The sequence below is a fragment of the Amycolatopsis suaedae genome (genome assembly GCF_004214935.1).
Taxonomy (GTDB): Bacteria; Actinomycetota; Actinomycetes; order Mycobacteriales; family Pseudonocardiaceae; genus Amycolatopsis; species Amycolatopsis suaedae.
Window position 1 is genome coordinate 1 of sequence record NZ_SFCC01000006.1, and the last position, 19,441, is coordinate 19,441.

The 19,441-nt window shown below is 70.1% G+C and carries 19 protein-coding genes; 10 read left to right on the forward strand and 9 right to left on the reverse strand.

Annotation, left to right across the window (positions count from 1 at the left end; translation table 11 throughout):
• The first annotated feature begins 295 nt into the window (after nt 1-295).
• Together EWH70_RS12585 and EWH70_RS12590 are read left to right on the forward strand one after the other, a co-directional pair.
• Nucleotides 296-1,984, forward strand: coding sequence for an SDR family oxidoreductase (locus EWH70_RS12585; RefSeq protein ID WP_240686955.1), 1,689 nt, complete (start codon nt 296-298; stop codon nt 1,982-1,984).
• Nucleotides 1,985-1,998: 14 nt separating this feature from the next.
• Complete coding sequence (locus EWH70_RS12590) at nt 1,999-2,619, forward strand: TetR/AcrR family transcriptional regulator (protein WP_130475543.1); 621 nt, start codon at nt 1,999-2,001, stop codon at nt 2,617-2,619.
• Here the strand turns inward: EWH70_RS12590 and EWH70_RS12595 are convergent.
• Together EWH70_RS12595 and EWH70_RS12600 are read right to left on the reverse strand one after the other, a co-directional pair.
• Nucleotides 2,589-3,728, reverse strand: a complete 1,140-nt coding sequence (locus tag EWH70_RS12595; RefSeq protein WP_130475544.1) for a citrate synthase 2 — start codon at nt 3,726-3,728, stop codon at nt 2,589-2,591. The genes EWH70_RS12590 and EWH70_RS12595 overlap by 31 nt on opposite strands.
• Nucleotides 3,729-3,990: 262 nt before the next feature.
• Nucleotides 3,991-5,181: a lipase family protein gene (locus EWH70_RS12600; protein WP_130475545.1), complete on the reverse strand. Its 1,191-nt coding sequence runs from the start codon at nt 5,179-5,181 to the stop codon at nt 3,991-3,993.
• Nucleotides 5,182-5,264: 83 nt separating this feature from the next.
• Between EWH70_RS12600 and EWH70_RS12605 the strand changes: the two genes are divergently transcribed.
• Nucleotides 5,265-5,909 (forward strand): TetR/AcrR family transcriptional regulator, encoded by a 645-nt coding sequence (locus EWH70_RS12605; RefSeq protein ID WP_130475546.1) that lies wholly within the window; start codon nt 5,265-5,267, stop codon nt 5,907-5,909.
• Here EWH70_RS12605 and EWH70_RS12610 read toward each other — a convergent pair.
• A complete protein-coding gene (locus tag EWH70_RS12610) occupies nt 5,869-6,705 on the reverse strand; it encodes an ABC transporter permease (protein WP_130475547.1) in 837 nt (278 codons plus the stop codon). The two genes, EWH70_RS12605 and EWH70_RS12610, sit on opposite strands and share 41 nt — an antisense overlap.
• Nucleotides 6,702-7,568 (reverse strand): ABC transporter ATP-binding protein, encoded by an 867-nt coding sequence (locus tag EWH70_RS12615; RefSeq protein ID WP_130475548.1) that lies wholly within the window; start codon nt 7,566-7,568, stop codon nt 6,702-6,704. Before EWH70_RS12615 ends, EWH70_RS12610 begins: the two co-directional genes overlap by 4 nt.
• A gap of 168 nt (nt 7,569-7,736) precedes the next feature.
• Between EWH70_RS12615 and pdxH the strand changes: the two genes are divergently transcribed.
• The 3 genes from pdxH to EWH70_RS12630 all read left to right on the forward strand — a co-directional run bounded on the left by pdxH (nt 7,737) and on the right by EWH70_RS12630 (nt 11,280).
• Nucleotides 7,737-8,417, forward strand: coding sequence for a pyridoxamine 5'-phosphate oxidase (gene pdxH, locus EWH70_RS12620; RefSeq protein ID WP_130475549.1), 681 nt, complete (start codon nt 7,737-7,739; stop codon nt 8,415-8,417).
• A 142-nt stretch (nt 8,418-8,559) separates the two neighbouring features.
• The gene (locus EWH70_RS12625) at nt 8,560-9,858 is read left to right on the forward strand and encodes an MFS transporter (protein ID WP_130475550.1); all 1,299 of its coding nucleotides are present in this window, start codon (nt 8,560-8,562) and stop codon (nt 9,856-9,858) included.
• 48 nt (nt 9,859-9,906) lie between these two features.
• On the forward strand, nt 9,907-11,280 hold the full coding sequence (locus EWH70_RS12630) for an APC family permease (RefSeq protein ID WP_130475551.1): 1,374 nt from the start codon (nt 9,907-9,909) through the stop codon (nt 11,278-11,280).
• Here the strand turns inward: EWH70_RS12630 and EWH70_RS12635 are convergent.
• Genes EWH70_RS12635 through EWH70_RS12645 form a run of 3 tightly spaced genes read right to left on the reverse strand, consistent with a single transcriptional unit; the run spans nt 11,270 to nt 13,478 of the window.
• The gene (locus EWH70_RS12635) at nt 11,270-12,091 is read right to left on the reverse strand and encodes an MBL fold metallo-hydrolase (RefSeq protein WP_130475552.1); all 822 of its coding nucleotides are present in this window, start codon (nt 12,089-12,091) and stop codon (nt 11,270-11,272) included. The two genes, EWH70_RS12630 and EWH70_RS12635, sit on opposite strands and share 11 nt — an antisense overlap.
• Nucleotides 12,088-12,900, reverse strand: a complete 813-nt coding sequence (locus EWH70_RS12640; RefSeq protein WP_130475553.1) for an MBL fold metallo-hydrolase — start codon at nt 12,898-12,900, stop codon at nt 12,088-12,090. The genes EWH70_RS12635 and EWH70_RS12640 overlap by 4 nt, the downstream gene beginning before the upstream one ends.
• Entirely contained in the window at nt 12,897-13,478 is a 582-nt protein-coding gene (locus EWH70_RS12645; RefSeq protein WP_130475554.1) for a TetR/AcrR family transcriptional regulator, read from the reverse strand. Before EWH70_RS12645 ends, EWH70_RS12640 begins: the two co-directional genes overlap by 4 nt.
• Before the next feature lie 58 nt (nt 13,479-13,536).
• Here EWH70_RS12645 and EWH70_RS12650 point away from each other — a divergent pair, with 58 nt between their 5' ends.
• Entirely contained in the window at nt 13,537-14,457 is a 921-nt protein-coding gene (locus EWH70_RS12650) for an aldose 1-epimerase family protein (RefSeq protein ID WP_130475555.1), read from the forward strand.
• 62 nt (nt 14,458-14,519) lie between these two features.
• On the opposite strand, the gene EWH70_RS12655 is transcribed toward EWH70_RS12650, so the two are convergent.
• On the reverse strand, nt 14,520-15,002 hold the full coding sequence (locus tag EWH70_RS12655; RefSeq protein WP_240686956.1) for a hypothetical protein: 483 nt from the start codon (nt 15,000-15,002) through the stop codon (nt 14,520-14,522).
• Between the two features lie 284 nt (nt 15,003-15,286).
• Between EWH70_RS12655 and EWH70_RS12660 the strand changes: the two genes are divergently transcribed.
• Nucleotides 15,287-16,498, forward strand: a complete 1,212-nt coding sequence (locus tag EWH70_RS12660; RefSeq protein WP_130475556.1) for an amidohydrolase — start codon at nt 15,287-15,289, stop codon at nt 16,496-16,498.
• Between the two features lie 47 nt (nt 16,499-16,545).
• Here the strand turns inward: EWH70_RS12660 and EWH70_RS12665 are convergent, their stop codons facing one another.
• Nucleotides 16,546-17,682 carry an acyl-CoA dehydrogenase family protein gene (locus EWH70_RS12665; protein ID WP_130475557.1) on the reverse strand — a complete coding sequence of 379 codons (1,137 nt, stop codon included), beginning with the start codon at nt 17,680-17,682 and terminating at the stop codon, nt 16,546-16,548.
• 69 nt (nt 17,683-17,751) lie between these two features.
• On the opposite strand from EWH70_RS12665, the gene EWH70_RS12670 reads away from it, so the two are divergent.
• Complete coding sequence (locus EWH70_RS12670; protein ID WP_130475558.1) at nt 17,752-18,351, forward strand: TetR/AcrR family transcriptional regulator; 600 nt, start codon at nt 17,752-17,754, stop codon at nt 18,349-18,351.
• The gene (locus tag EWH70_RS12675) at nt 18,348-19,280 is read left to right on the forward strand and encodes a carbohydrate kinase family protein (RefSeq protein WP_130475559.1); all 933 of its coding nucleotides are present in this window, start codon (nt 18,348-18,350) and stop codon (nt 19,278-19,280) included. Before EWH70_RS12670 ends, EWH70_RS12675 begins: the two co-directional genes overlap by 4 nt.
• Nucleotides 19,281-19,441: the final 161 nt, after the last annotated feature.

The window sequence follows — 19,441 nt, forward strand, 5'->3', positions numbered from 1 at the left end:
AACTCAGCAAGCACCAGAGCACGTGAAGGCCACCATCACCACGTCACACGTAATGAAGGTGGCCTTCACGAGCTTGACCTCAGGCGCCACGGGAGAACCGGCGTCCACATCGTGAGTTCTGCGCTCACGCACGCGAGTTCTGCGTTCCGGCACACGAACTCTGCGCTCGGGACCACCACCCACCCCGCTGCACACCGACTTTTGCCGGGACCCTGACGTCTCACGTGGTGAAGGTGGCCTTCACGGCGTCTGATGCCGACCGGGCGCTAGTTGACAGTTTGTCTAACATGACAGAATGTCTACTAGCTGGGTGACGGCTTCCGACGGAGTGCGCCTCGCCGTGCGCACGACCGGTCCGGCGTCCGCGCCGGTGCTCGTGCTGGTGCACGGCTACCCGGACAACTCCTCGGTGTGGGACGGCGTCGTCGCCGAACTCGCCGGGCGGTTCCGGGTGGTGACCTACGACGTCCGGGGCGCGGGCGACTCCGACCGCCCGGTAGACCGGTCGTCATACCAACTCGACCGGCTGGCCGCCGACCTGGCGGCGGTCGTCGACGAGGTGCAGCCGCACGGCAGAGTGCACCTGCTGGCACATGACTGGGGCGCCATCCAGACCTGGCACGCGGTGACCGGCGACTGGCTGACCGGCAGGGTCGCGTCGTACACGTCGATCTCCGGCCCGAGCCTGGACCACGCCGGTGCCTGGCTGCGGACGCCGCGGCGGCCGCTTGACCGGCTGCGGCAGTTCCTGCACTCGCAGTACATCACGTTCTTCCAGCTTCCCCTGCTGCCCGAACTGGTCTGGCGGACGGGACTGATGCGCGGGCTGATGCGCCGCCTCGACCCGCACGCGGGAAAGCCGGAAACCGCCGACGGCGTGCACGGGCTGGAGCTGTACCGGGCCAACATGGTCCCTCGGCTCAGCCGGCCGAAACCCGCGACCACCGACGTGCCGGTGCAGGTCCTCGCCCCGGCGGGCGACCGGTTCGTCAGCACGCCGATGCAGACCGAGATCGAGCGGTGGGTGCCGGACCTGCGGGTCCGGGTGGTGCCGGGGACGCACTGGCTGCCGAGGTCACGGCCGGAGGTCGTCGCGCGGATCGCCGCCGAACTGGTCGACCATGTCGAGGGCGGGCCGACTGCCCGCGGGCTGGTGCGGTCGCGGGCCGGCCGCGACCGCCGCTTCGCCGGCTCGCTGGTGGTGGTGACCGGGGCGGGCAGTGGCATCGGGCGATCCACCGCCGAGGCGTTCGCCCGCGAGGGTGCCGAGGTCGTCGTCACCGACATCGACGGCGAGTCCGCCGAGGCGACCGCCCGTGCCGTCGGTGGCACCGCGTACACAGTGGACTCCGCGGATCCCGTTGCGGTGCAACGGTTCGCCGACGACGTCCGGGACACCCTCGGGGTCGCGGACATCGTCGTTAATAACGCCGGTATCGGGATGTTCGGATCATTTCTGGAGACCAGTCAGGAGGACTGGGAACGGGTGGTGAACGTCAACCTGTGGGGCGTCGTGTACGGCTGCCGGACGTTCGCCGAGCAACTGGTGCGGCGCGGCGAGGGCGGTCACATCGTCAACGTCGCCTCGATGGCGGCCTACGCGCCGTCACGCGGTCTGCCCGCCTACGCCACGACGAAGGCGGCGGTGCTGATGCTGAGCGAGTGCCTGCGCGGGGAGCTGGCCGAGCACCGGATCGGCGTGACCGCGTTGTGCCCCGGATTCGTGAACACCGCGATCGCGGGGAACACCCGGTTCGTCGGCACGGACGCGACCGAGCAGGCGCACCGGCAGCGGTCCGCGGCGAAGTTGTACGCCCGGCGCGGTTTCGGCCCGGACGGCGTCGCGCGCGACCTGTTGCGGGCGGTCGAGCGGAACACGGCGGTGGCGCCGTCGACGCCGGAGGCGAAGGGTGCGCTGCTGCTGAGCAGGCTTTCCCCCGGTCTGCTGCGGGCGATCGCCCGCGCCGACCTCACGCCGAGGTGAGCAAGCCGAGGCGGATGTCGCGCGAGGCCCGCAGGCAGGACCTGATCGCGGCGGCACTGGAGCTGTTCGGCAGGCGCTCGCCCGAGCAGGTGAGCGCGGAGGACGTCGTCGCGCTGGCCGGGGTGTCGCGGCCGCTGTTCTACCGGTACTTCTCCAGCGTGCGGGAACTGCACGTGGCGGCGCTGCGGTCGGTCACCGACGGCCTGGTCGAGCAGCTCGCCGTTCGCGCCGAGGGCGATCCGGTACGGCGGCTGCGGGCGGCTGTCCGCGGCCTGATGGAGGTGGCTGCCGAGTACCGCGCCGCCTATGTCGCGTTGCTGCGCAGCGGTTCGGTGATCGCGACGGCCGAGACCGACGCCGTCGTCGACGAGGTACGGCGCCGGTCGGTCGCGTTGATCCTCGAGGAGCTGGGCGTCGCCGAGCCGTCACCGCGGCTGCTGCTGACATTGCGCTGCTGGACGGCGGTGGTCGAGGGCGCGGTGCTGGCCTGGCTGCAGGAGGACGCCGTCCCCGGCGACGACCTGGACGTCTGGCTGGTGGACCAGCTGACGGCCATGCTCACCGCAACGGCGCGCCACGACCCCGCCGTCCCGGATCTGCGAGCTCAGAGGGAGGCGTACCCCTCGACGTCCTGAGGTGCGCGCGGGCCGGGACCGACGTAGCTCGCCGACGGGCGCACCAGGCGGCCGGTCTTCTTCTGTTCCAGGATGTGCGCGGCCCAGCCGGCGGTGCGTGCCGACGTGAACATGGCGGGCATCATGTGCGGCGGCACCTCGGCGAAGTCGAGGATCACGGCGGCCCAGAACTCGACGTTGGTCTCGATCGCGCGGTCCGGTCGCCGCTCACGCAGCTCCGCGAGTGCCGCCTGCTCCAGCGCTGCCGCCACCTCGTAGCGGGCGGCACCCAGCTCCTGGCAGGTCCGCCGCAGCACGCGGGCCCTCGGGTCCTCGGCGCGGTACACGCGGTGGCCGAAGCCCATCAGCCGTTCCTTGCGGTCGAGGATGCCGCGCACGACGGCACGCGCGTCGCCGGTCTTCTCGACCTGCTCGATCATCGGCAGCACCCGCGCGGGTGCCCCGCCGTGCAGCGGGCCGGACATGGCGCCGATGGCGCCGGACATGCACGCGGCCACGTCGGCGCCGGTGGACGCGATGACCCGCGCGGTGAACGTCGACGCGTTCAGCCCGTGTTCCGCGGCCGACACCCAGTACGCGTCGACGGCCCGCACGTGCGCCGGGTCCGGCTCGCCGCGCCAGCGGACCATGAACCGCTCGGTGATCGTCGCGGCCTCGTCGACCCGCGACTGCGGCACGGCGGGCACGCCGATCCCGCGTGCCGACTGCGCGACGTAGGACAGCGCCATCACCGAGGCCCGCGCGAGCTGGTCGCGTGCCTCGGCGTCGCTGATGTCGAGCAGCGGCTGGAAGCCCCAGATCGGCGCGAGCATGGGCAGTGCGGCCTGGACGTCGACCCGCACGTCACCGGCGTGCACCGGGATCGGGAACGCCTCGGCGGGCAGCAGGCCGGTGCCGAACCTGCCGTCCACCAGCAGACCCCAGACGTCACCGAAGGTGACTTTGCCTGCCAGGTCTTCGATGTCGACGCCGCGGTAACGCAGTGCGCCGCCGTCGCGGTCCGGTTCGGCGATCTCGGTGCGGAACGCGATCACGCCTTCCAGACCTGGACGGAACCCGTCGTCGAGATCAGCCGGCGACTGGGTGGATACGGGAGCTGAGGTGGTCACCTTGAACAACCCTTTCGATGCGAGTCCCCCGACGGATTTACCCGCCGCGCGAGGCACACGCACTGATGGGCGCCTCGTCGCGCGAATGGACAAACCATCCTCGGGTGGCGCGCCCCGGTCAATCGAAAGAAGCGGTGGTTTCGGTCACGATTCCGAGAACGATTCAGTTGGATAGGTGTCCGCAGCGTAAATCCTCCCGGACACAAACGGGCCCCGACCGGCTTTAGCGGGCTGAAGCCGGTCGGGGCCCGTGGTCGTGACGTCAGCAGGTGGACTTCGCCGGCGTTCCGGCGAACCGCTGACCGAGCCACTCGGTCGCCACCGGGCCGCCGACGGACACCCCGCCGATGTGCTCCAGCAGCGGGAACGCCTGCCACTGCACGGTCGCCCCCGCACCGCAGTAGCGGTCCCGCAGCGCGGTTCCGACGGAGAACGGGATCAGCTCGTCGAGCGTGCCGTGGTAGAGGTACAGCGGCGCGCCCGGTTCGCGCTCGCCGGCCTTGTTGTCGGCGAGCCTGGCCTGCCAGCGGGGATCGGCGAGCGGGTCGGCCACGGTGACGAAGTCGCGCAGCCGGGCGAACGGCGCCGCCGCGCCCAGTTCGATCGTGCAGGCGCCGGAGATCCGCTCGACGGCCGACCGGCCGCGGTCGTTGAGGATCTGCTCGAACGGGACATCCGGGTACGCCGTGGCCAGCCCGAGTGCCGCGCCCAGCACCAGGCCGAACGCCGGACCGCCGTCGTTGAACTTCGCCACGGCCTCGAGGTCACCCGGCACGCCGCCCGCGGCCACACCGACGAGGTTGAGCTCGGGCGCGTAGGACGGCTGGAGTTCGCCTGCGAAAGCCGCCGCCTGGCCGCCCTGCGAGTAGCCGAACACCCCGACCTCGCTGTCCTTCGACACGCCCGTGCCGGGCACGGTCTGCGCGGCGCGGGCCGCGTCCAGTACCGCGTGCCCCTCGGCGGGGCCGGTCGCGTAGGTGTGGGTGCCCGGCGTGCCGAGGCCCTCGTAGTCGGTGACGACGACCGCCCAGCCTTTGCTCAGCTGCTGCGCCAGCAGGGCCACCTCGTTCTCGATTCCGTTGCGCAGCAAGAACGACGGCGCACACGAGTCGCCGATGCCGTGGGTGCCCACGGCGTAGGTGACCAGCGGTCGCGGCCCGCTGGTCCACGGGATGGGCGGGACGAGCAGGGTGCCGACGACGGCGTTGGCCTTCCCGGTGGCCGACGTCGACCGGTACATCAGCTGCCACGCCTTGACCGGCGCGGGGAACGGTCCGACCTTGACGTCGACGGCACGTTGCCGCAGCACGTCACCGGGACTGCCGGTCAGGTCGGCTGGAGCGGTGTAGAACGGATCCTGCGCGGGCGGCGGAACGGCTGCCGCCTGGGCGGGAACGGTGCTCACGGCACCCAGGGCCAGTACCGCGAAAAGCGCGGTGAGTGCTCGGCGCATCGTTGCCTCCGAGTTTTGGTAATTTGGATTTTCACAAGGTAGCCCCACGGGGTGTGATCTGGCAATCGTTCGCTGGAGGCTGGGTGAGCCGGACCTACGGAGGCGCGACACGCGAGCAGCGCCGCGCCGAGCGCAGGGAGAAGCTGCTGCTCGCGGCGCTGGAGCTGTTCACGTCCGAGGGGTTCGCGCAGACGAAGATCACTGGACTCTGCGCCCGCGCCGGGGTGTCGACCCGGAACTTCTACGAGGAGTTCAGCGGCAAGGAGCAGCTGCTGCTGATCCTGCACGACCGCATCAACCAGGCCGCCCACGACCGGGTGAGCGCGGAGCTGGCCGAGCTGAGCGAGGCCGGTCCGGTCGCCCGGATCGCGGCCGCGCTGGAGGTCTTCGTCGCCGCCGTGACCTCCGACCCGCGGATGCCGCGGCTGAACTACGTCGAGGCGGTCGGGGTCAACCAGGAGCTGGAGCGCCAGCACCAGGAGTGGGTGTCCCGGTGGGCCGACATCATCGCGGCCGAAGCCGAACGGGCCGCTCGGCACGGCCTGGCGCCCGACCGGGACTACCGGCTCACCGCCATCGCGCTCGTCGGCGCGGCCACCGGGCTGCTGCGGGAGTGGCAGGCACACGACCCGCCGCTGCCGGTGGCCGAGGTCGCCGCCGAGCTGCGTGCCCTGATGCTGGCCGGGATCACCCGACCCGTTGCAGGGCACGCTCCCGGCGCAGGCTGACGCTCGATCCCGACTCCCGCCGCGCCATCCGCCGCAGCACGATCGGTGCGAGGATCAGGCCGGCGACCGTCCAGGCGCCGAGCACGCCCACGGTGTCCAGGTGCCGCCAGGACTCGCCGATCTCGATGGCGACCGCGGCGTCGGGCAGCAGCGCCGAGCGCATGCCCAGTCCCATCCAGTAGACCGGGAAGACCTGCGCGATCCACTGCAGCCACTCGGGCAGCGCGGTGATCGGGTAGAAGATCCCGGAGATGGCGATGACGGCGAGGACCGGCAGGGTGAGCAGGCCCTGACTGCGGGCGCTGGTGAACAGCGAGCCGAGCACGGCGCCGATGGGCAGCGTCGCGACCAGGTCGATCGCCAGCACCCACGCCAGCGTCAGCCAGGCGGTGGCGCTGCCGACGGCGAGGCCCGGCACCAGCAGCAACGCGGGGATCAGGAAGATCGCCAGATCCACCAGCAGGCCGCCGGAGACCGCGACGATGCGGCCGACGAGGTAGGCCCGCATGCCGTTCGGGGTGGCTTTAGCCCGCAAAAGCGTGCCGTCCTCGCGGTCGGCGGTGAGCTGCTGGCTCATGGTCATCAGCGACATCGACGCGTTCAGCCCGAGGATGCTCGGCAGCGCCAGCGCGCCGAGCGAGAACGTCGTGCCGCCGAACGACACGTCCCGCAGGAAGAACAGCGTCACCAGCATCAGGACCGGCCAGAAGAAGTGGTTGACCAGGTCGCCGGTGTTGGTGAGCGACTGCCGCAGCTCGATCAGCCCGCGGGACCAGCCCAGGCGCATCGCGTTCATGACCGCGCTCCTTCCGCCCGCGCGACGATGGACAGGTAGGTGTCCTCCAGCGAGGCCCGCCGGATCTCCAGGTCGGTGACGGCCTCGCCGTGCCTGCGGAACAGGTCGAACGCGAGCGCCGTGGAGTCCGGGGTGTCCTCGGTGAACCGGGTGCCGCCGAGCGTCCAGGCGACGTGGTCGGTGCCGGCGATCCGGCGGGCGAGTTCCGGCGCGGTCCCGTCGGCGACGATCCGGCCGCGGTCGAGCACGACGATCCGGTCGGCGAGCTTCTCTGCCTCGGCCAGGTCGTGCGTGGTGAGCAGGGCCGTGGTCCGGCCCTCGTCGGACAGCGACTCGATCAGCTCGTGGAAGCCGCGGCGCGCCACCGGGTCGAGACCGGCGGTCGGCTCGTCCAGGAAGACCAACTCCGGCCTGCCGACCAGGCCGATCGCCACGTCCAGTCTGCGCCGCTGACCGCCGGACAGCGTGCGTACCTGATGGTGTGCCTGCTCGGTCAGGCCGACGGCAGCGACCAGGTCGTCGGCGTCCCAGGGCGCGGGGTAGTAGCGGCCGAGGTGATGCAGGAGCTCGCGGACGCGCCACTTGCCGTGGTCGCGCCAGGACTGCAGGACCACCCCGATCCGCGCGCGCCAGCTTTCGCGGGCTAAAGCCGGGTCGGTGCCGAGCACCTCGACGCGCCCGGCGGACCGGGCCCGGAAACCCTCGAGGATCTCGATGGTCGTCGTCTTGCCCGCCCCGTTGGGGCCGAGCAGGCACAACACCTCGCCGGGGTGTGCCTGGAAGGTCACGTCGTGCAGGACGTCGGTGGAGCCGTAGCGCATCCGCAGGCCCTCGACGTCGAGCACGGTGGCTCGCATCGTCATGTTAGGCAACGTTAGTTGACTAATTCGGAGATAGTCAACCTGTGTTGCCTAACGCGAGTGCCGCATGTCACCGTTCTGCGGGTTTCGCCTGGGGTTGCCAACCCCTACCTTCGGGTAGATCAGCCGCGGTGAACGAGGCCCTGACCCGGGGCACGGAGGTTGGCGGACATGCAGGAGCTGGACAAGGCGAACGGCGAGGTCGACGTGGCGGTACGGCTGCCCGGGATGCGGGTGTCGTACGACGGCGAGTCGCTGACCGAGGAGAGTCTCGCCGGTACCTGGACCGAGCAGCTGCAACTGTGGCTCGACCAGGCCATCTCCGCGGGCGTACCCGAGGCCAACGCCTTCGTGCTGGCCACCGCCGACGCCGAGGGCAGGCCGTCCTCCCGCAGCGTCCTGTGCAAGGGCCTGGACCAGCGCGGCGTCGTCTTCTACACCAACTACACCTCGGCGAAGAGCCACGACCTGACCGTGACCCGGTACGCGTCGGCGACCTTCCCGTGGTACCCGCTGCACCGGCAGGTCCACGTCCGCGGTGAGGTGGAGAAGGTGGACATCACCGAGACCGCGGAGTACTGGGCCTCGCGTCCACGTGGTTCGCAGCTCGGCGCCTGGGCTTCGCCGCAGTCGCGGGTGGTCGACGGCCGTCGCGCGCTGGACAACGCCCTGCACAACATCGAGCGCCGCTTCGCCGACGCCGAGAACATCCCGTTCCCGCCGCACTGGGGCGGCTGGCGCATCCGGCCCGACGTGGTCGAGTTCTGGCAGGGCCAGCGCGACCGCCTGCACGACCGCCTGCGTTACGTCCGCACCGAGGACGGCTGGCGTGTGGAGCGAGTCGCCCCGTAGCGCCGTCTTTAGCCCGCTAAAGCCGCTCTGTTCCGCGGTGCGGTGCCGGTTTTGCCCGAATCGTCTTTAGCGGGCTAAAGCCGGTGCTTGCGGCGATCAAAATCACGCGCGCGCCCATAGTTAGCAGCGCTAAGCTCGGCGGGTGAGTACCGAGGGCACGACGCAGCGCAAACGCGGTCGTGCCCTACTCGAATCGGTGGTGGTCGACACCCGGCCGCTGCGCATCCCCGCATTCCGCAGGCTCTGGCTGACGACGATCGTCACCGCCATCGGCAGTCAGCTGACCGCGGTCGCCGTGCCGAAGCAGGTCTTCGACATCACCCAGTCGTCCGGCTGGGTCGGCCTCAGCGGCGCGGTCGCGCTGGTCCCGTTGCTGATCTTCGGCCTGTGGGGCGGAGCGATCGCGGACACGGTTGACCGCCGCAAGCTGCTGATGGTCACCAACACCGGCATCGCCGTCACCGCGGTGCTGCTCTGGGCGCAGGCGTTCGTCGAGCTGAACTCCGTCTGGGTCGTCCTGCTGCTGCTCGGCGTCAACCAGGCGTTCTTCGCCATCAACATGCCGACCCGCAACGCGGTCGTCGCCCGGCTGGTGCCCGACGAACTCATGCCACCCGCCGTCGCGCTGTCGTCGACGATGGCGACGTTCGGCGCGGTGTTCGGGCCGATGGCAGCCGGAGCGCTGCTGCCGGTGGTGGGCCTGCCCGTGCTGTACCTGGTCGACGCCGTCGCGCTGATCTTCACGCTGTGGGCGGTCTGGCTGCTGCCGCCGCTACCCCCGCTGTCCGGCCAGGTCCGCCGGGCAGGCCTGCGGGACGTCGTCGACGGCTTCCGCTACCTGGCCACGCAGAAGGTGCTGCTGGCCTCGTTCCTCCTCGACATCATCGCCATGGTCGCCGGCATGCCCCGCGCGCTGTTCCCGGAGATGGCCGAGCGGACCTTTGGTGACCCACCAGGCGGTGGACTGGCCCTTGGCTGGCTCTACGCGGCCATTCCGGCGGGTGCGATGCTGATCGGCCTGACCTCGGGTTGGCTGACGAAGGTGAGCAGGCACGGCGTCGCGGTCGTCGTGTCGATCGCGGCGTGGGGACTGTCGGTCGTCGGGTTCGGCCTGTCCGGCTCGCTCTGGCTGGCGGTGGTCTTCCTGGTGCTGGCCGGAGCGTCCGACATGGTCAGCGCGATCTTCCGCATGGCGATCCTGCAGTCCGCCGCGACCGACGAGATGCGTGGCCGCACCCAGGGCACGTTCACCGTCGTCGTCGCGGGCGGGCCACGCATCGCCGACGTCACGCACGGATGGGCCGCTGCCGGCGTCGGGACCGCCGCGGCGGCGACCGGTGGCGGGGTGCTGGTTCTGGTGCTGCTCGCCGTCGCTGTCCTGCTGCTGCCGGCGTTCTGGCGGTACCGCGCACCGCGAGGCCAAGACGTAACGAAGAACTGATCACGCCGGTCTGTCGGTAACAGATGTGATGCGGCACACTGTGCGCCCATGGCGGACTCGACAGTGACCCAGGACGGCGGCAGCACGGAGGCCAAACCCGAACTCAAGCGGGTGATGGGGCCGAAGCTGCTCATGCTGTTCGTCGTCGGCGACATCCTCGGCGCCAGCATCTACACGCTGACCGGCAAAGTCGCCGGTCACGTGGGCGGCGCCCTGTGGCTTCCGTTCCTCATCGCCTTCGTGGTGGCGTTCCTGACCGCGTTCAGCTACCTGGAACTGGTCGGCAAGTACCCGAGGGCCGCCGGTGCCGCGCTCTACGTCAACCGTGCGTTCGGGGTGCAGTTCCTGACGTTCATGATCGCGTTCGCGGTCATGTGCTCGGGCATCACCTCGGCGGGTGTCGCGGCGCAGGGCTTCAGCGGCAAGTACCTGCAGGAGTTCGTCGACGCCCCGTCGCTCGCGGTCGCGATCGGGTTCATCATCGTGCTCGCGCTGGTGAACTTCCGTGGCGTCAACGAGTCGGTGAAGCTCAACGTCATCCTCACGATCATCGAGCTGAGCGGCCTGTTGATCGTCATCGCCGTCGGGTTCTTCGCCATTCTGGAGGGGCGCGGCGAGCCCGGCAGGCTGCTGGAGTTCGACACCGAGGGTGGCGCGTTCTTCGGCGTCACCGCGGCGACCGCGCTGGCGTTCTACGCGCTGGTCGGCTTCGAGGACTCGGTCAACATGGCCGAGGAGTGCCGCAACCCGGTCAAGATCTTCCCGAAGGCCATGCTCGGCGGGATCATCATCTGCGGCATCATCTACCTGCTGGTGGCCGTCGCCTCGTCGGTCCTGCTGCCGGTCGAGCAGCTGTCGTCGACGACGGCACCGTTGCTGGACGTGGTCAAGGCAGGCGCACCGGGCTTCCCGCCGCTGCTGTTCGCGGGCATCGCGTTGTTCGCGGTCATCAACTCGGCGCTGATCAACATGCTGATGGCCAGCCGGCTGGTCTACGGCATGGCCAACGAGCGGGTCATCCCGCACCAGTTCGCCACCGTGCACCCGTTCCGCCGCACGCCGTGGATCGCCATCCTGTTCACCAGCGTCATCGCCATCGTGCTGGTGAGCTCGCTGAACATCGAGAACCTCGGCGGCACGACCTCGCTGCTGCTGCTCACCGTCTTCGCCTTCGTCAACGTGGCGGTTCTGGTGCTGCGCAAGGACAAGGTCGAGCACAAGCACTTCCGCGCACCGACGATCATCCCGGTACTCGGCGCCATCAGCTGCGCCTTCTTCGCGCTGCCGATCACCGGCCGCAATCCGAAGGAGTACCTGTACGCCGGAATCCTGCTCGGCGTCGGCCTGGTCTTCTGGCTGATCAACTACTTCGCCATGGGCCGCAAGAAGGTCGACTTCGACCCGAGCAAGCTCAGCGCCTAGCTGACCGGAGTTCAGCGGAGTTGTGCGCGCTGAACACGGTGACCTCGTCGCCGTGTTCAGCGTACAGCTCGCGTAGCCGCTCGATGTTGTTCAGCCGGTTCGCCCGGTTCATCTGCACCACCTCCTGGAACCCGGCGAGCAGCGGCGGGCAGTGCGGCCGCGTCGGGTCCAGCTGTCCGAAGTGGAAGTAGGAATCGCCGGCGTGCAGCAGCCAGCCGTCGCCGGTGTCGACGGCGACACCGGCGTGGCCGTTGGTGTGACCCGCCAGTGGAACGAGCAGGATCTGGGATCCCAGACCGGCCAGTTCGCGGACCGCGTCGAAGCCGAACCACGGCTCGCCTGCCGTCTCGTAGGTTGTCCACTTGGGACTGTGTGCGAACTGCACCGCGCGGTATCGGGACTTCTCGGTGAATCCGCGGGGTTCGGTCGCGGCGCGGTGCTCCTCGGCGTAGACGTGCACCGTGGCCTCCGGGAAGTCGGCCAGCCCACCAGCGTGGTCCATGTCCAGGTGGGTGAGCACGATGTGCCGGACGTCGCGCGGGTCGTGCCCGAGCCGCCGGACGTGGGCGATCGCGTTCTCCGCGGGCACGGGCTTGGCGCCGAGGACATGCCGCAGCGCGCCTAGCCACGGGCCCGGCCGGGTCAGCGCCTGCGTGCCGAAGCCGGTGTCGACCAGAACCAGCCCGGAGTCTGTCTCGAGGAGCAGACAGTGGCAGACGAGTTCGGCCCGCTGCAGCAGCCCACCGGTCCCGTCCAGCAGCCGCCCGCCCGGCGGGCGGAACGTGCCGCAGTTGAGATGGTGGACCTTCACACTCGGCTCCTCATCGCCAGGCGCCGGAATTCCAGCGCGTTGTGCGCGGAAAAGACTGTCACCTCGTCATGCACCGCCACAAGGTCGCGAAGTCGTGTCTGGTTGGCCAGACGCTGGTCGCGCTCGGTCTGCATGATCGACTCGAACAGCGCCAGTGCCGGCGGGCAGTACGGCCGGACCGGGTCCAGTTCGCCGGGGTGGAAATAGGAGTCGCCGGCGTGTAGCAGCCAGCCGTCGCCGGTGTCGACGGCGACACCGGCATGGCCGGGGGTGTGCCCCGCCAGCGGTACGAGCAGGATCTGGGATCCCAGACCGGGTAGCTCCCGCACGGACTCGAAGCCGAACCACGGCTCGCCGATGCTGCCATGAGCGGCCCACCGCGGCCCGTGCTCGAACTGGATGGGCCGGTAACGCGGGTCGCTCAGCGCCCGTAGCTCGCGCTCGTTGACATGGACGCTGGCGTCCGGGAAGTCGACGAGGCCGCCCGCGTGGTCGAGATCGAGATGCGTCAGGACGATGTGCCGCACGTCGCGTGGATCGTGGCCGAGCGCCCGGATCTGCGCGACGGCCGTGCGGCTCTCGTCGGGAACCGGGTTGGTCAGCCGGGTGAACCGGGCACCCAGCCACTCGGCCGGGCGGTGCACGGCGGGCGTCCCCATGCCGGTCTCGACGAGCACGAGGCCGGAGTCCGTCTCGAGGAGCAGACAGTGGCAGACGAGTTCCGCCCTGCGGAGCAGACCCGGCTGACCGTCCAGCAGCCTGCCGCCGTGGGGGCGCATCGGCCCGCAGTCGAGGTGGTGGACCTTCATGACAGCTCCCTCTCGAACGTGACCCGCAGGAACTCGCCGATAGTGCGCAGCGGGGTGATGTCGCGCTGGGTGCGGGACAGCAGCAGGGCGCCTTCGATGGAAGTCAGCGCGATCGTGGCGAGCGTGTCGGCACCGGGCTGGGGAAGGCCCCTGCCGACGAGGTAGACGGAGATGACCTCGTGCCAGCTCCGGTAGCCCTCCTCGCAGGCCGCGCGGATCGGCTCGCTGCCACCGGCAGCCTCAAGGGAGATCGTCGCCAGCGGGCAGCCCTTGGTGAACCCGGAGCGCGTCAGGGATTCGGCCAGCGCGTCGGTGACCGCGACGATCGCGTTGCCCGGGTGCTCGGCGTTGTGTGCCAGCAGTGTCCGCAACTCCTCGCACAGTCGCCGTGCGGACAACTCGACGGCCTCGACGGCCAGCTGCTCCTTGCCACCGGGGAAGTGGAAGTACAGCGAGCCCTTCGGGGCCTCGCCGGAACTGAGCAGCTCGTTCAGGCCGGTCCCGTGATAGCCCCTGGCGGGGAACAGCTCCGCGGCGGACTCCAGCATCCGCTGCCGGGTGTCGGTACGACGTGGCATGCCCGCCACCGTACTATGACGACCGGTCTAGTAACAACACGGCCGGTACATTCCCGGCATGGGTGAGACCGAGGAGAAGTCCCCGACCGGCGCGCAGTTCGAGATCACCAGGGGCACGGCCCGCGCGGTGATCACCGAGATCGGCGCTGGTCTACGCGCGTTCGAGATCGGTGGCGTGCCGTACGTGGAGACCTTCGACGTCGACGTCGCGCCGCCGAAGGGCGCCGGTCAGGTCCTGCTGCCCTGGCCCAACCGGACAAAGGCCGCGCAGTGGGTGCACGACGGTGAGAAGCAGCAGCTGGAGGTCACCGAACCAGCCAGGGGCAACGCCATCCACGGCCTGACCCGGCGCAAGGAGTGGACGCTCGTCGAGCACGCCGAGTCGGCCATCACGATGGAGATCGACATCGAGGACGAGCCGGGCTGGCCGGTGCCGCTGGGCGCGACCGTCACCTACGAGCTGGCGCCGCGGGCGCTGACCGTCACCCACGAGATCCGCAACGCCGGCACCGAACCGATCGGTGTCGGCCTCGGCACCCACCCGTACTTCCGGATCGGCGAGGTACCCACCGACGAGCTGACGCTGACCGTGCCGGCCACGCGGGTGCGGCCCTTCGACGACGCGAACCAGCTGCCCTACGCCGACGAGCAGGACGTCGAGGGCACCGACTACGACCTGCGAGCCGGCCGCCGGCTGGCCGACCTCGACCTGGACACGGCGTTCGGCGGGCTCGCGCTCGGCGAGGACGGCCTGCACCACCACCTGCTCACCCACGAGGACACGACGCTGGACGTGTGGGCGGGCCCGGACTTCCGGTGGGTCCAGGTCTTCACGCCGGCCGATCTGGTCGGCCGCGGCCGCGCGGTGGCGATCGAGCCGATGACCTGCCCCGCGGACGCGCTCAACTCGCGGACCGACCTCATCGAGCTGGCGCCGGGCGAGTCCTGGGAAGGCAGCTGGGGGATCAGGGTCTACTGACAAACGACCGTGGCCGGCCCCGATCGCGATTTCGGGTGCCGGCCACGGCTCATTCCGGTCGGTCAGTGTCCGGCGTGGTCGCCGTCCAGTGAGGCGACCTTGTTCCCGAACCCGCCGCACATCGACGGCGCCATGACGTGGGACGGGCTGCTCCACCCGGCACACCGGTAGCTGGAGTGCCCGTACCAGTCGTGGCCGAACTCGTGCGCCGCGAGCAGCCTGTCGTCGCTCACGCCACCCATGAACAGGGCGATGCGCTGCCCACGGCCCCAGTTGCAGCCGACGACCCGCGTGCCGCCGCCGCAGTCGGTGATGTAGCCGTTGCGGCACTCGACCGGTGTACCGCCGCCCTCGGTCATTCCCTGCCACGCGGCCGCGCCGCCGCGGATCGCGGAGGCGTGTGCCTGGCAGGAGCTGAGGATGGTGTAGCTGCGCCGGCTCGGAACCGGCCAGCCGCCCGGCGGTGGCTGCATCTGCGCCGCGCTGCGGGCGAGTTGTTCGAACTCTTCGGCTGTGATGGGTTCGCCCTCGGCTGCGTTGCTCACCTGGGTTACCGGGCCGAGGAAAACGGTTGCCAATGCCATCAAGGCGACCAGTAACGACCTCGAGAATGTTTTCTTGCGCATCGCGATACCCTTCATCTGCAGGGAATTCGACGCGGGACCCACGCGTCAAACGCAGTTGACGCTAGAATCTCGGGGAGATCGCTTCAACATACTTTGGTGGTTAAGAACTACGGTATTTAATTGCCGTTGGTGTTTTCGAGTCCACTGAGTATGTCCGGGGCCTGTTGGCACGCCGGGTACGCAGACCGTTAGCGTGTCGAACCATGGTGAGCGCGATTCTTGGCGGCTACGTCGTTCCGGTCGACGGTGAGCCGATCGAAGGGGGAACGGTCCTCATCTCCGAGGGCAGGATCGTCGCTGTCGGCACGGAGGCCGACGTCGACGTTCCCGAGGACGCCGACATCGTCGACGCGGCGGGCTGCTGGGTGCTGCCCGGGTTCGTCGAGGCACACGGCCACCTCGGGGTCAGCGAGGAGGGCGAGGGCTGGTCGGGCGACGACGTCAACGAGATGACCGACCCCAACGGTGCCCGCTTCCGGGCGATCGACGGTATCGACCCGGCCGAGGTCGGTTTCGACGACGCGCTCGCAGGCGGCGTGACCAGCGCGGTGATCAAGCCGGGCTCGGGTAACCCGATCGGCGGGCAGACGGTCGCGGTGAAGACCTGGGGCCGGACCGCGCTGGACATGGTGTTCGCCGAGTCGGTCAGCGTGAAGAGCGCGCTGGGGGAGAACCCGAAGCGCGTCTACGGCGACCGCAAGCAGACGCCGTCGACCAGGCTCGGCGTGGCGGCCGTGCTTCGGCAGGCGTTCACCGAGGCCCGCAACTACACCGCCGCCCGTGACCACGCGCGGTCCGAGGGCAAGCCGTTCGACGTCGACCTCGGCAAGGAGACCCTGGCCAGGGTGCTGGCCGGGGAGCTGTACTGGGACCAGCACGTGCACCGGGCCGACGACATGGTCACCGCGATCCGGCTGGCCGAGGAGTTCGGCTACCGGCTGGTGATCAATCACGGCACCGAAGGGCACCTCATCGCCGACGTCCTCGCCGAACGGGACGTTCCCGTGATCCTCGGGCCGCTGTTCACCACGCGGTCGAAGGTCGAGCTGCGGCACCGCACCCTGCGGTCGGCCGGCATCCTCGCCCGTGCCGGGGTCAAGCTGGCGATCACCACCGACCATCCGGTCGTGCCGATCAACTTCCTCGTCTACCAGGCCGCGCTCGCGGTCAAGGAGGGCCTGGACCCGGAGACCGCGCTACGGTCGATCACCGTCAACCCGGCGGCGATGCTCGGGCTGGACGACCGGGTCGGCGCGCTGAAGCCGGGGCTCGACGCCGACGTGGTCATCTGGAGCGGCGACCCGCTCGACGTCATGAACCGGGCGATGCGCGTGTTCGTCCGCGGCCGCGAGGTGTACCACTTCGACGAGGCGACCGGCGAGGGCGTCGTCACCTCCCGCCGGTACGTGGAGTAGGACTCCCCGGGGGCGGCTTTAGCCCGCTAAAGCCGCCCCCGGGCCGGTCACATCTCCCGCAGCTCGCGGGCGATGACCATGCGCTGGATCTGGTTGGTGCCCTCGAAGATCTGCGGCACCTTGGCCTCGCGCATGTATCGCTCCACCGGGAAGTCCTTCGTGTAGCCGGCCCCGCCGAGCACCTGCACCGCGTCGGTGGTCACCTTCATGGCCGCGTCGGTCGCGGTCAGCTTGGCGATCGACGCCTGCCGCCGGAACGGCAGCCCGCGGTCCCGCCGGCGAGCGGCGTCGAGATACATCGCCCGTGACGTCTCGACGGCCGCGGCCATGTCGGCGAGCAGGAACTCGACGCCCTGGAAGTCGATGATCGGCTTGCCGAACTGGCTGCGCCCCTTCGCATAGGTGACGGCCTCGTCCAGCGCGGCCTGGGCGAGCCCGACCGCGCACGCCGCGATCCCCAGCCTGCCCGAGCTGAGCGACGACAGCGCGATCTTGAGCCCCTGACCTTCCTCGCCGATCAGCCGGTCCGCCTCGACCCGCGCGTCGTCGAACCGCAGCTGCGCGGTGGTCGACCCGGTCAGCCCCATCTTGCGTTCGGGCTTGCCCGCGGACAGCCCCGGCGTGGCGCCGTCGATCAGCAGGCACGAGATGTCGGCCTCGGACGTCCGCACCATCGTGGTGTAGAAGTCGGCCTGACCCGCGTGGGTGATCCACGCCTTCGTCCCGTCGACCCGGTAGACGTCGCCGTCGCGGCGCGCGCGGGTGGACAGGGCGGCCGCGTCGGAGCCGGCGTGCGGCTCGGACAGGGCGTACCCGCCGAGCAGGTCGCCGTCCAGCATCCCCGGCAGCCAGCGGTCGCGCTGCGCGTCGGTGCCGTGGTGGGCCAGCGCGAAGCAGGACATGGTGTGCACCGACAGCCCGACGCCCACCGACATCCACGCGGCCGCGATCTCCTCGAGCGCCTGCAGGTACACCTCGTAGGGCACCTCACCGCCGCCCCAGCGTTCGGAGTACGGCAGCCCGAGCAGGCCGGACTTGCCGAGCAGCCGGAACTGCTCTCGCGGGAAGCGTTCCGCCTCCTCGTACTCCGCGGCGTGCGGGGCCAGCTCGTCGCGGGCGATCTCCCGCGCGAGGTCGACCAGGTCTTTCGCTTCAGTGGTGGGAAGCAGGCGCTCCGCCGGCATGGGGTCCTCCGAGCAAGCGGTTTGATACTGAAAACTGTACTGTCGGTCCGTAGAGAGTACTGTGTCGACATGTCCCCTGTCGACGCCCGCATCGCAACGAATCGGTTGACCGCCCGTCAGCGCACGCTGCTCGGCCAACTGGTGGACCTGTTCCTCGCCGAGGGGTTCGCTGCGTTCACGCTGGACGACCTCGCCGCCCGCCTGCGTTGCTCGAAGTCGACGCTCTACGCGCTGGCCCCGAGCAAGGAGCAGCTGGCGGTCAGGGTGGTCGGGCATTTCTTCAAGGGCGCGACCGAGCAGGTGGAGGCCCGCATCGAGGGCGTCGCCGACGCCAGGGAGCTGATCGGGGGTTACCTGGCAGGCGTCGCGGACTGCCTGAGCCTGGCCTCGCCTGCCTTCATGCGCGACATCGCCGAGTTCGCCCCGGCCCGGCAGACCTACGAGCGCAACAGCCGCGCCGCCGCGGACCGCATCCGCGCGTTCATCGCGAAGGGTGTCGAGGACGGAACGTTCCGTGACGTCCGGGCGGGTCTGATCGCCGAGATGGCCGGGCTGCTCATCGAAAGCATCCAGACCGGCGTGCTGGGCACGCGGGCCGGCGTCGGCGACGCCGAGGCGTTCACCGCTCTGTCGGAGCTGCTGCTGGACGGACTAGCCTTACGCGCGTGATCGTGGTCGGTGGTGAGGCGCTGGTCGACCTGGTGCCCGGTGAGTCCACAGTAGATGGTGAGTTGCGTCCGCTGCTGCCCCGGCTGGGTGGTGGGCCGTACAACGTCGCGCTGGCCGCGGGCAGGCTGGGCGCGCCCTCGGCGTTCCTGTCCAGGGTGTCCACCGACCGCTTCGGCGTCGCGCTGGTGGACCGGCTGCAAGCGTCCAACGTGGACACCACGCTGACGCAACGCGGCGACGAGCCGACGACGCTGGCCGTCGTCGCGCTGGACGAGGCCGGTTCCGCGCACTACACGTTCTACACCCGGGGAACGGCCGACCGGCTGTTCACCGACCCCGGGCCGCTGCCCGAGGGCACCACCGCGCTGTCGCTCGGCACGCTCGGCATGGTGCTGGAGCCCGGCGCGAGTGCCTACGAGGCGGTGCTGCGCAGGGAAGCGGCAGCCGGTGTGCTGACCGCGCTCGACCCCAACATCAGGGCCGCGCTGATCGACGACCCGGCGGCGTACCGGGAGCGGTTCAAGTCTTGGATACCAGACGTTCGCCTGCTCAAGCTGTCCGTGGAGGACGCCGAGTGGCTGGCGGGCGGGATGGACCTGGACGCGGCCGTGTCGTCCTGGCTGGACAGCGGTGTGACGGCCGTCGTACTGACCCACGGTGCCGAGGGGCTGTCCGTCCGGACGGCCGGGCTGGCTGTCCGGGTGCCCTCCTCGCGGGTGGAGGTCGTCGACACGATCGGTGCCGGCGACACGGTTCAGGGGGCGTTGCTGGCGTGGTTCAACCACCGCGGTGTGACCGACGTCGCTGTGCTGGGCGAACAGGACTGGGCCGCCGCGCTCGGCTACGCCGCCGCCGCGGCGGCGATCACCGTGTCCCGCAGCGGGGCCGAACCGCCCACGGAAGCCGAGCTGGGCACCCCGCGTGTGTGAACCTTGTCCCAAACTGTTTGCCGTCGGTAACTCAACGGCTGCGCAACCACGGTGTAGTCGACTAGCGTAGAGGGGAATTCATACCCCAGCGGGGCGGTGTGCCGCGAGACTCCAGTTCCGGCTCGCGTGAACAGATGGCTTCTGCGTAAGACCCGCAGGTG

What these genes read in the sequence shown, in the direction of transcription:
- EWH70_RS12585 (WP_240686955.1), top strand. Translation starts at nt 296, where the DNA reads ATGTCTACTAGCTGGGTGACGGCTTCCGACGGAGTGCGCCTCGCCGTG.
- EWH70_RS12590 (WP_130475543.1), top strand. Translation starts at nt 1,999, where the DNA reads ATGTCGCGCGAGGCCCGCAGGCAGGACCTGATCGCGGCGGCACTGGAG.
- EWH70_RS12600 (WP_130475545.1), bottom strand. Translation starts at nt 5,181, where the DNA reads ATGCGCCGAGCACTCACCGCGCTTTTCGCGGTACTGGCCCTGGGTGCC.
- EWH70_RS12610 (WP_130475547.1), bottom strand. Translation starts at nt 6,705, where the DNA reads ATGAACGCGATGCGCCTGGGCTGGTCCCGCGGGCTGATCGAGCTGCGG.
- EWH70_RS12615 (WP_130475548.1), bottom strand. Translation starts at nt 7,568, where the DNA reads ATGACGATGCGAGCCACCGTGCTCGACGTCGAGGGCCTGCGGATGCGC.
- pdxH (WP_130475549.1), top strand. Translation starts at nt 7,737, where the DNA reads ATGCAGGAGCTGGACAAGGCGAACGGCGAGGTCGACGTGGCGGTACGG.
- EWH70_RS12630 (WP_130475551.1), top strand. Translation starts at nt 9,907, where the DNA reads ATGGCGGACTCGACAGTGACCCAGGACGGCGGCAGCACGGAGGCCAAA.
- EWH70_RS12640 (WP_130475553.1), bottom strand. Translation starts at nt 12,900, where the DNA reads ATGAAGGTCCACCACCTCGACTGCGGGCCGATGCGCCCCCACGGCGGC.
- EWH70_RS12645 (WP_130475554.1), bottom strand. Translation starts at nt 13,478, where the DNA reads ATGCCACGTCGTACCGACACCCGGCAGCGGATGCTGGAGTCCGCCGCG.
- EWH70_RS12650 (WP_130475555.1), top strand. Translation starts at nt 13,537, where the DNA reads ATGGGTGAGACCGAGGAGAAGTCCCCGACCGGCGCGCAGTTCGAGATC.
- EWH70_RS12660 (WP_130475556.1), top strand. Translation starts at nt 15,287, where the DNA reads ATGGTGAGCGCGATTCTTGGCGGCTACGTCGTTCCGGTCGACGGTGAG.
- EWH70_RS12665 (WP_130475557.1), bottom strand. Translation starts at nt 17,682, where the DNA reads ATGCCGGCGGAGCGCCTGCTTCCCACCACTGAAGCGAAAGACCTGGTC.
- EWH70_RS12670 (WP_130475558.1), top strand. Translation starts at nt 17,752, where the DNA reads ATGTCCCCTGTCGACGCCCGCATCGCAACGAATCGGTTGACCGCCCGT.